Here is a 12,325-nt window from a genome sequence, read left to right as displayed (position 1 = left end):
CCGCCGCTAACGGATGACGCCGTCGGCGCCGCTGGCGCGCTGCGCCTCGCGCCGATCGACGGCGGATGCGGCGGGGTCAGGCGATTCGAGCCCGCTCTGCTTGTCGCCGCCGACCGCTTTGATCTTCGTTTGAAGCGATTCGAGCGCCTGCATCGCGCCCTTGGACAGGGTCGCGGGACGCTGCGGCGCGCCAAGTTCGAGCGGCTTGACGACATTGGCGTTCACGGCGGCAGTCGCGCCCTTGGGATCCGGCTTCAAGCCGACGATCGGCTTCAGGATCGCGCCCTGATGCGCATAGGCCATGATGTCGTGCCAGGTGCTTGCCGGCAGCGTGCCGCCGGTCATGTTGTTCATCGGGGCGTTGTCGTCGTTGCCGTACCAGACGCAGCCGCCCATCGTTCCGGTATAGCCGCAGAACCAGGCGTCCTTATAGCCATTTGTGGTGCCGGTCTTGCCGATCACGTCGATGCCTTCGCCGAGCTGCGCGCGCCTGCCGGTGCCTTCCTCGACGACCTTCTTCATCATGCCGGCGAGTTCGACCACCTTGTCGAACGGCACCGCCTGCGTTTGCGGCGGCGCGTCGCGGTCGTGGCGATAGAGCAGATCGCCCTGCCGATTGCGGATTTCGACGGCGGCGTAAGGCGTGACCTTTTTGCCGCCGTTGACGAAGGCCCCATAGCCCGCCGAATGTTCGAGCAGGATCACGTCGCTCTGTCCGACGGGAAGCGAGGGCGTGTCCTCGAGCGGCGTGGTGATGCCGAGCCGCCGGCAGGTTTCAATGATCTTGGCCCGGCCGATGCGCGAATCGCCCTTGCCGATCGCCTGCGACAGTTGAATGGCGACCGTGTTCAAGGATTTCGCCAGAGCCATGGCGAGCGGCATGGAGCCGGCATAGCCGCCGCTGTAGTTATGGACGCAGTAATTGCCGATGCAGGTCGGCCGGTCGGTGACGATGGTCGTCGGCTTGAAACGGCCGGTCATCAGCGCGGTGAGATAGACGTAGGGCTTGAAGGAGGAGCCGGGCTGGCGCGCGGCGTCGGTCGCGCGATTGAACTGGCTTGCGCCATAATCCCGGCCGCCGACGATGGCCCGCACGGCGCCGTCCGGCTCGATGACGACCGCGGCGGCCTGCTTGGCGCGATAGCTGCGGCCCTGCTCGCGCAGATTGGTCTCGATGACGTCTTCGGCGCGCTTCTGGACATTGGAATCGAGCGTGGTGCGCACGCTGAGCACGCGATTGTCGCCGAGCTTGCCTTCCTGCGCGAACTTGCGGATTTCGCCATAGGCGTAATCGAGATACCAGTCGGGGCTCGTCTCGCGGGCGCGGTCGATCGGCGTCGCCGGACTGCGCTGCGCCGCGATGATCTGGCTATCGGTCATGAAGCCGGCGTCGACGAGATTGTTCAAGACGTCATTGGCGCGCGCGCGCGCCGCCGGCAGATTGACGTGCGGCGCGTATTTCGTCGGCGCCTTGAAGAGGCCCGCGAGCATCGCCGCCTCGGACAGCGTGACGTCTTTGACCGACTTGCCGAAATAGAATTCGGCTGCCGCCTGAATGCCGAAAGCGCCGCCGCCCATATAGACGCGATCGAGATAGAGCTTGAGGATTTCGCGCTTGGTCAGATGGTGCTCGAGCCACAGCGCCAGAAAGGCCTCGTTGATCTTGCGGGTGATGGTGCGCTCATTCGACAGGAATAAATTCTTGGCGAGCTGCTGGCTGATGGAGGAGCCGCCCTGCACGACGCCCGATGACCGCGCATTGACCGTGAGCGCCCGCAGCGTGCCGATCACGTCGATGCCGAAATGTTCGTAGAAGCGGCGGTCTTCCGTCGCCAGCACCGCTTTGATAAGATAATCGGGATATTGATCGAGCGGCACGGCGTCGTCATGCTTGATGCCGCGCTGGCCGACTTCCGCGCCGTAGCGATCGAGGAAGGTGACAGCGAGATCGGTCTGCTTGAGCCAATTCTCGTCGCTTGTCATCTGGAACGCCGAGGAGGCGAGCGCCATGGCGACGATGCCGGCGCCCAGACCAAGAGTTAGCGCCTCGCAGGAGAGCTCCACGCCAACCCGGGCAAGGCCGGAGACATGGAACCGCTCCATGAAGGTCGAAAAATCCTCATAGAGCTCGCGGGCGCGCCGCCCGCTCTGGAACATGGCGGAATCGATGAGCGCATCGATCGCGAGCAGGATGCGCCTCAAGCGCTTGGCGAAAGCAGAAGCCTGGAAACGCTCCAACACAGCTCAAATGCTCCCCGCGCAGATATGACTTACCGGCGCTTTGTGGACATTAACACTTTTCTAACCATCTTGACGACAGTCCGCGCGACCCACACTGCGTTATGGTTTCTGTCGCGCAAAGCGCAAGTCGAAAGAGAAGGATGGCGTTAAAAAAAGGCGAAAATGCCCCAGATCACGCTGCAGGCGCCGGGAACCGCCCGAATCAGGAGAATGGGACCGGCTCCAAACACCTAGAGCGCGCCGAAAAACCTCTTTCCAGTTCTTCGCATTCGGTCGCCCGCCAGACCGAGACGCCGTTCTGGGAACAGCCGCTTTCGGACCTCACCCGCGCCGAGTGGGAACAGCTGTGCGACGGCTGTGGCCGCTGCTGTCTGGTGAAGCTCGAAGATGAGGACACGGGCGCGATCTATCATACGAGCGTCGCCTGCAAACTGCTGGACCAGGAGAGCTGCCGCTGCGGCGACTATCCGCGGCGACGGCGCTACGTGCCGGACTGCGTGCGGCTCACGCTGGAGAAGCTTGCGGATATTCCCTGGCTGCCGCCGACCTGCGCCTATGTGCTGCGCTTTCGGGGCAAGCCGCTGCCGCCCTGGCATCCGCTGATCTCCGGCGATCCGGAGAGCGTCTCTCGCGCCGGCGTGTCGGCGCGCGGCCGGATCGAGGCCGGCGAAGACGACGTCGACACCGACGATCTGCCGGATTTTATCCGGCTGTGGCCGAAGCGCTGGCCGAAGAAGGCGAGATTCTAGAGCCCGGCTCGCGAAAAGCGGACGCCGACTTTCTCCCGCCGCGCCCTGTCTAGCGGGCCGCCCCGCATTTATCGGCGATCAGGCGCTGATAGAAATTTTCCTCGAACAGGAGCATTTCCGGCGAGGAGTCCTGCCGCGCATTGCCGACATAGGCTTGGCGCAGCAACATTCCCCTGCAGCGCAGACTTGCCGAGCGGGCCTTGGCGAGCGCTGCGACGTGGGACTGATAAGCATCGCAGCGGCTGGCCTCGGGCCGGTCTGCAAGGGTCAAGATATTGGCGCGGCTTTGGTCCATCGCCTCAACGGTCGCCGGATATTCCGAGCAATCGCTGTGATCCGCCGTCCTCGGCAGATAGGCAATATACCCCAAGCATCCCAGCAGAATAACGAAAATCGCCGTGCAGCCGAGACAGTCCGGCAGGAGCATGCGGGCGCGTTTGATGAATTCTGTCGTCATCGGAAAGGTCGAGACCTGAACTGTGATATGCGCCGCCTTCCGGCCAGTAGGATGACTGAGCTTGGGCCGAATCTCACGACGACGCCACGGCTTCACGACGCCGGGGAGATCGCCGGGCAATAGACTGCGCTCGTGGCCAGTCATCCGTGTCTCACCGCACATTCGACTCCGCCACGCGCTGGAACGAAGGCGCGCAGAAATTTTCTCATTCGGAATATATTCCTTGACAGCCGGACGATGGTCCTATAGAAAAGCGCCATGCTCCAAAATTGCGCTTGAGCGGCGCGAACGAGTTTACCGGCGCGGCGTCCTCTCCTCCCGTTCCCCCCGCGCAAACTCGATCCCCTCGCGCTTCGAGACGCTTGCGTCTTGGGCCGAGGGGATTTTTTTGGAGAATTGCTGAAAACCGACTCGTCAGGCTCCCGGCTTGTCATTCCCGACGCGCGAAGCGCGATCGGGAATCCAGGGGCAAGATCAAGCATGATTGGTGTGACTCTGGATTCCCGATGATCAGTTGTTGAGGTCGAAATAGAGGTCTTTCCATGTGGGATTAAAGGTTTCGATCAATTCGAGCTTCCATCGCCGTTCCCACTTCTTCAACTGCTTTTCTCGTGCGATGGCTTCGTTCACGTCGCCATAGGTTTCATACCAAACGAGCATGTGAACATTATATCGCGATGTGAAACCTCGGGTCTGTTTGGCCTTATGCTCATGAATGCGCCGCGCCAAATCATTGGTCACGCCGACATAGAGCGTGCCGTTTCGCGCACTCGCGAGGATATAGACAAAATAGGTCTTCTCCATCTTCGATGCTTCCACTGCTGTCATTCCCGACGCGCGAAGCGCGATCGGGAATCCAGGGGCAAGATCAAGCATGATTGGTGTGACTCTGGATTCCCGATCAGGCCTTCGGCCTGTCGGGAATGACACTGCGCAGCGGCTACCAATATAGAGCTTTTCAAAAAGTGAACACCTCGCTCAATTCGTTCCCCGGCTGTCATTCCCGACGCGCGGAGCGCGATCGGGAATCCAGAGCGACATCCAACACGCTTGTTGCGACTCTGGATTCCCGATCAGGCCTGCGGCCTGTCGGGAATGACAAAGCCCCACTGCTTTAGCGGTGCAACCCGATAAGTCGCCAACCCTTCGGAGACTGGCTGATGGCGGCCAAATCCGTCCCGCCCTGCGACGAAAAGATTGCGCAGGCGAAGCTTCTCTACGACTCGGGCGTCACGCCCATCGGCGAAATTCTCGACCTGCTCGGCATGAGCGTCGGGCAGTTCCGCCGCTTTCGCGAAATTCACGGCTGGCCGCTACGCGCTTCCGCCTGCGCGCCGAAAAAGCCGCAAGAGGCTGCGCTCGCCGCAAAGAAGCCGCGCGATGCTGGCCGGCTGATCGCGCGGCTCGAAGACGCGGTCGAACAGGAATTCGCCCGCGCCGAAGCTGCGCTCGCCAAACATGCGCCCAAGACCATCGAGGCGAGCGCCCGCACGCTTGCAAGCCTCGTCAAGACGCTCGCCGAATTGAAGCGCATGCGACGCGAGAGCGAGGAAAAGAAGAACGACGCAGACGATGACAGCGATGAAGCCGCGAGCGAACGAGACGGCGACGCCCCGCCCCGCGAATTGGCCGAACTCCGCGCGGAGCTTGCTCGACGGCTTGAACGCCTGCGCGGCGCAGGGTCTGTTGAATGACGCGCTCGAAGGTCTGAGCGCGAGAGAACTGGCGCGGCTTCTCGACGAGTGGGAATTCGTCGCGCGGCGCGATCAATGGCCGCCGCACCTGGCCGCGAGCGGCGCGCCTTGGCGCACATGGCTGATCCTTGGCGGGCGCGGCGCGGGCAAGACCCGCGCCGGCGCCGAATGGGTGAAGGCGCTTGCGCTCGGACGCGCGCAATTCTCGCCGCGGCCGCTCGGCCGCATCGCGCTTGTCGGCGAGACGGCGGCGGATGTGCGCGAAGTGATGGTCGAGGGCGTCTCCGGTCTTCTCGCCGTGCATGGAAGGCGCGAGCGGCCGCGTTGGGAGACGACGCGAAAGCGTGTCGTCTGGGACTCGGGCGCCGTGGCGCAGGCCTTTTCGGCGGAAGACCCTGAGAGCCTGCGCGGGCCGCAGTTTCACGCCGCCTGGTGCGACGAACTCGCCAAATGGCGTTACGCCAGGGAGACATGGGACATGCTGCAATTTGGCCTGCGTCTCGGCGACTGGCCGCGTCAGCTGGTGACGACGACGCCGCGTCCGCTGCCGCTTTTGAAAGAGCTGATCGCCAATCCGACGAGCGTCGTGACGCGCGCCTTGACGCGCGAGAACGCAACCAATCTGGCGCCGTCGTTTCTGGAAAGCGTCGTCGCGCAATATGCCGGCACGCGATTGGGCCGTCAGGAGCTTGATGGCGAGATCCTAGACGAGCGCAAGGACGCGCTGTGGACGCGCGACATGCTGGAGGGCGCCCGCGTGCATGAGGCGCCGCCGTTAAAGCGCATCGTCGTCGCCGTCGATCCGCCGGCGAGTTCGGGAAAACGCGCCGACAATTGCGGGATCGTGGCGGCGGGAGTTGAAGAGGCAGGAACGCTCTACGTTCTCGCCGACGCGACCTTGTCGGCGGCGCGGCCGGCGCAATGGGCGCGCGCGGCGATCGCGCTCTATCACAAGCTTTCCGCCGACGCGCTTGTCGCCGAAGTCAATCAGGGCGGCGAGATGGTGCGCGCCGTGCTGAACGAAGCCGATCCTTCGGCGCCGGTGACGATGGCGCGCGCGACGCGCGGCAAATATCTACGCGCTGCGCCGGTCGCGCAGCTTTACGAGCAAGGACGCGTCAAACATGTCGGCGCCTTTCCGGCGCTCGAAGACGAGATGTGCGATTTCGGCGCCGACGGACTTTCGTCAGGGCGCAGTCCCGATCGACTCGACGCGCTGGTCTGGGCGATCACCGCGCTCGCCTTGACGCCAAAGGCACCGGAGCCCCGCATGCGAAGAGTGTAGGCGCGAAATTCCCTCTCCCAATGGGAGAGGGTTAGGGTGAGGGGTTTCGACGTCGCACATGACGTGAAATTCCGCATCAAAGCGCCAATCGCAGTACCCCTCACCCGGCTCGACTTTGTCGAGCCACCCTCTCCCAATGGGAGAGGGTGAACGCGCGCTGCTTTACGTTATCTTTCAAGGACCTTTCATGCCCTCACTGCTCTCGCGACTCATCGGCGCGGTCGCGCCGCCGCGCGAAACCAAATATTCGCGCGCGGCGAAGCTCCTCGCCATGCATGCGCTCGGACAGCCGCATTGGAGCGCGCGCAATTCGACGGTGCTGACGCGCGAAGGCTATGAGCGCAACGCCGTCTGTCATCGCTGCGTGCGCATGGTGGCGGAGGCCGCCGCCTCCGTTCCCTGGCTCGTCTATGAGGGCCGCGAGGAGGCGATCGATCATCCGCTCCTCTCTCTCATCGAGCGGCCCAATCCGCTCGACACCAGCGCCTCCTTCATCGAGGCGATCTGCGCCAATCTGCTGCTTTACGGAAACGCCTATGTCGAATCCGTTCTGATCGACGAGGAGCTGCGCGAGCTTTACGCGCTGCGGCCCGACCGCATGAGCGTCGAGCCCGGGCGCAACGGCTGGCCGGCGGCCTTTATCTATCGCGCGCTCGGACAGGAAGCGCGCTACGAGATGCGCGGCGAAGGGATCGAGCCGATCCTGCACATCAAATTCTTCAACCCGCTCGATGATTATTACGGCTTTCCGCCGCTGGCCGCTGCGCAAGTGGCGCTCGACACGCATAACGCCGCGAGTTTCTGGAACAAGGCGCTCTTGGATAATTCCGCGCGCCCTTCCGGCGCCCTCGTCTATGCGGGGCCGGAAGGCGCGCATCTCACCGATGAACAATTCTCGCGGCTGAAAGAAGAACTGGAAGAAAATTTCTCGGGCGCGACCAACGCCGGGCGGCCGCTGCTGCTCGAAGGCGGGCTCGACTGGAAAGCTCTGTCGCTCTCGCCAAAGGACATGGATTTTACCGAGTCGAAAGCCGGCGCCGCGCGCGAGATCGCGCTCGCCTTCGGCGTGCCGCCGCTGCTGCTGGGTCTGCCCGGCGACAATACGTTCAGCAATTACACAGAAGCCAATCGCGCCTTCTGGCGCCAGACCGTGCTGCCGCTCGTCGCGCGCGTGCAGAAGAGCTTTCAGGCCTGGCTGCAGCCGGGCTTCGGTTCCTTTCGTCTCGACTATAACGCCGATCGTCTCGAAGCATTGGCCGGCGAACGCGCCGCCGAATGGGAGCGCGTCGGCAAGGCCGCTTTTCTCACGCTCGACGAACAGCGCGAAGCGCTGGGCTATGGCCCGGCGTCGAAAGAGGCGCTTTTCGCCAAACGCGATGCCGCGCTGGAGCGCCGCTATCGTCCGGATCAGCCGCGCGTGCCTGCGGGAAATTCCGGCGGCGGGCAATGGACGAACGGCGGAGGCGGGTCTAGCGGCGCGCGAGATGATCGCGCGCGGCGGCGGGATGCGGAGGACCGAGTCCGGACCGCGACGAACATAGATCCGAGAGTGGCGAGCGACGCCGCCAACCCCACACGCGCGTGCAAAGCCGGCGCGTCGGGGGTGGAGTCGGCGCCACGCCGGCGCAGCTCGCAAGAGAGACAATCTCGGCGGAGCGCGCCGCACGAGCGATGACGCGCGTGCAAGAACTCGATCCCGACTGGCGACCGCCGCAAACACTCATCGATCCGGAAAACATCGAGCACCGCATCGAACGCAATGAAAGCGACATCCGCGAGGCGGACGCGCACTACGCCGAGCTTCTGCGCGCAAAGTTCGGCGACAACATGCCGCCGCGCGATCCATTTCGTCGGCTGCAGACACGAGAATCGGTGATCGAAGGATTTTATCCTTCCGGCGTTACAGGCCCTGAACAGGATCGGATCGATGATCTGGCGCGAGACCCCGCTTCGCTCGGTCAGCCCCGCTGGCCGGAGGTCGCAACAGTGTTGCGATTGGAGAAAGAAACTGGCAGGGCCTTTACGAGGTCAAGCGCCTCTGGCGCAGATTTCCAGGATGAGTTTGGCCAAACATGGGATGCCATAGGGAGTGATGTGTCGGATCAATTTTTCAATTACGAAAGGTTTACGAGCCGGCTCAAAAGGAAGCTGAGCAATCGTGCGGTTGACCGATACGTCGTTGATCTTTCAGGCCTGGGCGGCGAGAATGCTGCAAGAGTATTGACCTACATTTGGGGACTGCCCGTTGAAGCGCAGGCGCGCATTAGAGTTCTGAGGTGAAATATGTCGTCTCTTGTTACTTTCGACGCTATCGACAAGGAATGGCTGCCAATTTCCCGAGGGCAGTTCGAAGCCATATTGGGAGGAGCTTATGAGCTTTATCTCGATCATAGTAAGGCGCCTCGAATCGCCGAAGACTTGGCGCCGCAAGTGCTTGGCTTCCTCCACGACGGCTGGCCGGCTAAATATGGGTTTCCCGACGGGAAAGCTCTCGACTTCTTCGAATTCAGCGACCACCCGCGCGAGGAACGGCTTGAATTGTTGCGTGCGATGGAGGCCTATTACGCCGACTTCCAGCGCAATCAACTCGACCCTGGCCTGACCTGGATGCGCGAGCGCAAAGAGATTTTCACCCCTGCTTTCGAAGAGGTGATCGCACTGATGCGCGAGGAGCTTGCGGGGACGTCGTAGGCGAGGTGCGCAGACCTCTTGGGTCATCGACCAGAAGGGCAAACTCCACTACCTCTTTGGAGGCCGGTAATGTCCACCTGCTTTTTCTTCGATAGCGCCTCACCGCTCGACCAGACCAAGGAGCTACTCTCCCAAGCTCGGGAAAGACTTCGTGACATACTTCGACATTTCTGGATTTCAGACGTGGGAGATGCAAGGCCTCACAATATCGAAAATGACGCCGAATACGGTTTCGATCCAAAATGTACCTTCCTGATCGAATGGAACAAGGAACGCTCGGAACTGCTCGAACTCATCCCTGCTATCTTTTATGAGGCGTTCGGCAAGGAGAATATCCTTATCCCCGACAACAACTACGATATCGTCTTGCCTCTCTAAATAGGTGATTGCCAGCGGCGGCGCCCTCGCCTTCGGCGTGCCGCCGCTGCTCTTGGGTCTGCCCGGCGACAACACGTTCAGCAATTACGCCGAGGCCAATCGCGCCTTCTGGCGGCAAACGGTGCTGCCACTCGTCGCGCGCGTCCAGAAGAGCTTTCAGGCCTGGCTGCAGCCGGGCTTCGGTTCCTTTCGCCTCGACTATAACGCCGATCGTCTGGAAGCATTGGCGAGCGAGCGCGCCGCCGAATGGGAACGCGTCGGCAAGGCGGCTTTCCTGACGCTCGACGAGCAGCGCGAGGCTGTGGGCTACGGCCCGGCGCCGAAAGAGGCGCTCTTCGCCAAGCGCGATGCCGCGCTGGAGCGCCGCTATAGCCCGGATCAGCCGCGCGTCCCGGCGGGAAATTCCGGCGGCGGACAATGGACGAGCGGCGGAGGCGGAGGCGATAGGAGCGAAAGCAATGGTTCGGCCGATAGTTCAACCTTTGCGCCGAGGTTTAGAACGGCACAAAACGAGAGTCGTGATCGCTACGTCGTCAAACTGAAAGACGAAGAAGGTTACGGCCACACAATTGAGCGGCACGTTGGCAAACGTGATGATGAGTTGCTCGCTGCAATTGAGAAAGAGCGAACAACGACACGAACGGCCGCTGTGCGTGTCGTAAAGTATCTGCGGGCTGTTGGCTCATTTGATTCCCATGAATCGGCGAACGACTTCGTCAACCGTGTGTTGGAGGCCAACAAGCACCTGGTGGATGCAGTTGCCGAGGGAAAGTCGCCTGAAGCAAAGCTTGAGCGCATATTCGGATATCGCACCGGCAAGGAAGCTTATTTGGCATCAGGAATTTCAACTCCTGTTATCCGACAGACATTTGGCGTACGTGTTATCATAATAAGGGATTCTAAGGCTGAAAAAGGCTACAGAGTAACCGCATTTCCCATGAATCCGCGCCCACTCGAGTAGACGAAGGAAATTTGTCATGAAGGTACCCGACGCATTCTACGAGATGTGCGGTTGGTTCGACCTCGAGCTCGAGGAAAACATTCCAGAAGGCTCGGACGACATCTCGTACGCGATCGGACATCTCAGTGCCGAAGAAAAGCAGATCGTCAAGGATTTTCTTACTGAAATCTTGACGGGCGATCCCAGCGACACGGAATTGGAGGCTGTTTGGTTTGACGGCGGCGCACGCGTTGGCTTTGCCGATCAACAACACTATCGAGTTTATCTTGAAGAGATATGGCGACGACTGAAAGCTGAAGGCTCTCCGCAAGGGGAGTGAAGAACCGCTCGGCGAAAGAGGACGAGCGCATAACGCCGCGAGTTTCTGGAACAAGGCGCTGCTCGACAATTCCGCGCGCCCTTCCGGCGCCCTTGTCTATGCGGGGCCGGAAGGCGCGCATCTCACCGACGAACAATTCTCTCGGCTGAAGGAAGAACTGGAGGAGAATTTCTCCGGTGCGACCAACGCCGGAAGGTCGCTGCTGCTCGAAGGCGGGCTCGACTGGAAGGCGCTGTCGCTTTCGCCAAAGGACATGGATTTTACCGAGTCAAAGGCGGGCGCGGCGCGCGAGATCGCGCTCGCCTTCGGCGTGCCGCCGCTGCTTCTGGGCCTGCCCGGCGACAACACCTTCAGCAATTACGCCGAGGCCAATCGCGCCTTCTGGGCCAGACCGTGCTGCCGCTCGTCGCGCGCGTGCAGAAGAGCTTTCAGGCTCGAAAGAAGCCATAGTTCATGTCCGACATTCTGAACGCCATCTTGGAGCGCGGCGATCTCGCGCATCTCGCGCTGTTTCTGTGGGCCTGCGCCGCCACTGCGCAAGCCTATCTCGCCTTGCGCGAACTCGGCGAAGCGACGCGCCGCCTTGACGCTTTCGTGCGCGAACTCGCGCGTTTCAACCGCCGTTGCAGGAGCGATCCATGAGTCAGAACAATTGGCTGCCGCATTTCATCAAGCGTCCGCGCGCACGCAACGCCCGTCTGCGGGACGATCCTTCCGCCGTGTTCAAGGCGTTTGTCGAATTGCTGGCGCAATTGCGCGCCGACGCCCGCGCGGCGAGCCATACGCCAATCAACGCCCAGGCGGAGAAGAGCTGATGGCGGCGTTGCAAAAACCGACGTCGAGCGCAGGCGCCCCGGAAATCAAGCGCGCCGAGTCGCCGTTGCTGCAGGCCAACGAAGCCGGCGCCTTCTCGGGCTACGCCAGCCTCTTCGGCGTCGTTGATTCAGGCGGCGACATGGTGATGCCCGGCGCCTTCGCGCGCTCGCTCATCAAGCGCGGCGCGGGGGGCGTCAAAATGCTGTGGCAGCATCACGCGGCCGAGCCGATCGGGCTTTGGACCTCGATTGTTGAAGATTCGCGCGGATTGAAGGTCGAAGGCCGCCTCGATCTTTCGGTGGCGAGGGCGCGCGAGGCGCTGTCGCTGATGCGCAAGGGCGCGATCGACGGCCTCTCGATCGGCTTTCGCACGCGGCGCGCCACGACCGAAAAATCGAGCGGCGTGCGCCGCCTGCATGAGATCGACCTTTGGGAGATTTCCATCGTCACCTTTCCGATGCTGCCGCAGGCGCGCATTGGCGCAGTCAAGCAAAGTCGCAGTGGCGCGTCACGCATGGAGGCGCTCGGCGCGACGCTCGCGCGCCTGAGGGCGCAGCGAGCCTCGCTTGAATTCGCGCAGGCGCTGCGGCGGGCCGCCGCACGCGGCTGACCGACGCAGAAAAGAACAATCGCATCGATTCCCGCCTTGCCGTCGGGCGCAAATGAACTCTCGAGACGGCTTTCCCAAGCGCGCGGACTTCATCCCGGCGGCTCCAGCCGCGGGGGCGTTTTTC

Annotated in this window: 15 protein-coding genes and 1 pseudogene; 13 read left to right on the top strand and 3 right to left on the bottom strand. The window is 62.2% G+C overall.

The window, feature by feature from the left end:
• Positions 1-6: 6 nt before the first annotated feature.
• Positions 7-2,241, bottom strand: a complete 2,235-nt coding sequence (locus tag HUN39_RS05165; RefSeq protein WP_175093399.1) for a transglycosylase domain-containing protein — start codon at positions 2,239-2,241, stop codon at positions 7-9.
• A gap of 140 nt (positions 2,242-2,381) precedes the next feature.
• Here HUN39_RS05165 and HUN39_RS05160 point away from each other — a divergent pair, with 140 nt between their 5' ends.
• Positions 2,382-2,990, top strand: coding sequence for a YcgN family cysteine cluster protein (locus HUN39_RS05160; RefSeq protein ID WP_175093398.1), 609 nt, complete (start codon positions 2,382-2,384; stop codon positions 2,988-2,990).
• A gap of 49 nt (positions 2,991-3,039) precedes the next feature.
• Here the strand turns inward: HUN39_RS05160 and HUN39_RS05155 are convergent, their stop codons facing one another.
• Together HUN39_RS05155 and HUN39_RS05150 are read right to left on the bottom strand one after the other, a co-directional pair.
• Positions 3,040-3,591 (bottom strand): hypothetical protein, encoded by a 552-nt coding sequence (locus tag HUN39_RS05155; protein WP_175093397.1) that lies wholly within the window; start codon positions 3,589-3,591, stop codon positions 3,040-3,042.
• Between the two features lie 366 nt (positions 3,592-3,957).
• Positions 3,958-4,251 carry a GIY-YIG nuclease family protein gene (locus HUN39_RS05150; RefSeq protein WP_175093452.1) on the bottom strand — a complete coding sequence of 98 codons (294 nt, stop codon included), beginning with the start codon at positions 4,249-4,251 and terminating at the stop codon, positions 3,958-3,960.
• Between the two features lie 356 nt (positions 4,252-4,607).
• Here HUN39_RS05150 and HUN39_RS05145 point away from each other — a divergent pair, with 356 nt between their 5' ends.
• From HUN39_RS05145 to HUN39_RS05085, 12 genes and pseudogenes are all read left to right on the top strand, one after another.
• Positions 4,608-5,141, top strand: coding sequence for a hypothetical protein (locus HUN39_RS05145; protein ID WP_175093396.1), 534 nt, complete (start codon positions 4,608-4,610; stop codon positions 5,139-5,141).
• Between the two features lie 13 nt (positions 5,142-5,154).
• The gene (locus HUN39_RS05140; protein WP_408631388.1) at positions 5,155-6,426 is read left to right on the top strand and encodes a DNA-packaging protein; all 1,272 of its coding nucleotides are present in this window, start codon (positions 5,155-5,157) and stop codon (positions 6,424-6,426) included.
• A 187-nt stretch (positions 6,427-6,613) separates the two neighbouring features.
• Entirely contained in the window at positions 6,614-8,101 is a 1,488-nt protein-coding gene (locus tag HUN39_RS05135) for a phage portal protein (RefSeq protein ID WP_332310725.1), read from the top strand.
• 5 nt (positions 8,102-8,106) lie between these two features.
• Entirely contained in the window at positions 8,107-8,706 is a 600-nt protein-coding gene (locus HUN39_RS05130; protein ID WP_175093394.1) for a hypothetical protein, read from the top strand.
• 3 nt (positions 8,707-8,709) lie between these two features.
• Positions 8,710-9,117, top strand: coding sequence for a hypothetical protein (locus tag HUN39_RS05125; RefSeq protein WP_175093393.1), 408 nt, complete (start codon positions 8,710-8,712; stop codon positions 9,115-9,117).
• Positions 9,118-9,186: 69 nt separating this feature from the next.
• Complete coding sequence (locus tag HUN39_RS05120; RefSeq protein WP_175093392.1) at positions 9,187-9,495, top strand: hypothetical protein; 309 nt, start codon at positions 9,187-9,189, stop codon at positions 9,493-9,495.
• Positions 9,496-9,499: 4 nt separating this feature from the next.
• A complete protein-coding gene (locus tag HUN39_RS19555; RefSeq protein ID WP_210266843.1) occupies positions 9,500-10,456 on the top strand; it encodes a phage portal protein in 957 nt (318 codons plus the stop codon).
• A gap of 16 nt (positions 10,457-10,472) precedes the next feature.
• The gene (locus HUN39_RS05105) at positions 10,473-10,775 is read left to right on the top strand and encodes a hypothetical protein (protein WP_018407163.1); all 303 of its coding nucleotides are present in this window, start codon (positions 10,473-10,475) and stop codon (positions 10,773-10,775) included.
• Between the two features lie 28 nt (positions 10,776-10,803).
• A pseudogene (locus HUN39_RS05100) lies at positions 10,804-11,192 on the top strand (phage portal protein); the annotation flags it as partial.
• 36 nt (positions 11,193-11,228) lie between these two features.
• Positions 11,229-11,417 carry a hypothetical protein gene (locus HUN39_RS05095; RefSeq protein WP_175093391.1) on the top strand — a complete coding sequence of 63 codons (189 nt, stop codon included), beginning with the start codon at positions 11,229-11,231 and terminating at the stop codon, positions 11,415-11,417.
• Positions 11,414-11,590 (top strand): histidine kinase, encoded by a 177-nt coding sequence (locus HUN39_RS05090; RefSeq protein ID WP_175093390.1) that lies wholly within the window; start codon positions 11,414-11,416, stop codon positions 11,588-11,590. The genes HUN39_RS05095 and HUN39_RS05090 overlap by 4 nt, the downstream gene beginning before the upstream one ends.
• Complete coding sequence (locus HUN39_RS05085) at positions 11,590-12,201, top strand: HK97 family phage prohead protease (protein WP_175093389.1); 612 nt, start codon at positions 11,590-11,592, stop codon at positions 12,199-12,201. Before HUN39_RS05090 ends, HUN39_RS05085 begins: the two co-directional genes overlap by 1 nt.
• Positions 12,202-12,325 lie beyond the last annotated feature (124 nt).

Source organism: Methylocystis silviterrae (genome assembly GCF_013350005.1).
Taxonomy (GTDB): domain Bacteria; phylum Pseudomonadota; class Alphaproteobacteria; order Rhizobiales; family Beijerinckiaceae; genus Methylocystis; species Methylocystis silviterrae.
This window is presented reverse-complemented; position numbering and strand designations above follow the sequence as displayed.

Bases quoted from the DNA above. Each gene is read 5' to 3' on its own strand.
- HUN39_RS05150 (WP_175093452.1), bottom strand. From the start codon at position 4,251: ATGGAGAAGACCTATTTTGTCTATATCCTCGCGAGTGCGCGAAACGGC.
- HUN39_RS05145 (WP_175093396.1), top strand. From the start codon at position 4,608: ATGGCGGCCAAATCCGTCCCGCCCTGCGACGAAAAGATTGCGCAGGCG.
- HUN39_RS05090 (WP_175093390.1), top strand. From the start codon at position 11,414: ATGAGTCAGAACAATTGGCTGCCGCATTTCATCAAGCGTCCGCGCGCA.
- HUN39_RS05125 (WP_175093393.1), top strand. From the start codon at position 8,710: ATGTCGTCTCTTGTTACTTTCGACGCTATCGACAAGGAATGGCTGCCA.
- HUN39_RS05155 (WP_175093397.1), bottom strand. From the start codon at position 3,591: ATGACTGGCCACGAGCGCAGTCTATTGCCCGGCGATCTCCCCGGCGTC.
- HUN39_RS05160 (WP_175093398.1), top strand. From the start codon at position 2,382: ATGGCGTTAAAAAAAGGCGAAAATGCCCCAGATCACGCTGCAGGCGCC.
- HUN39_RS05095 (WP_175093391.1), top strand. From the start codon at position 11,229: ATGTCCGACATTCTGAACGCCATCTTGGAGCGCGGCGATCTCGCGCAT.
- HUN39_RS05085 (WP_175093389.1), top strand. From the start codon at position 11,590: ATGGCGGCGTTGCAAAAACCGACGTCGAGCGCAGGCGCCCCGGAAATC.
- HUN39_RS05135 (WP_332310725.1), top strand. From the start codon at position 6,614: ATGCCCTCACTGCTCTCGCGACTCATCGGCGCGGTCGCGCCGCCGCGC.
- HUN39_RS05120 (WP_175093392.1), top strand. From the start codon at position 9,187: ATGTCCACCTGCTTTTTCTTCGATAGCGCCTCACCGCTCGACCAGACC.
- HUN39_RS05105 (WP_018407163.1), top strand. From the start codon at position 10,473: ATGAAGGTACCCGACGCATTCTACGAGATGTGCGGTTGGTTCGACCTC.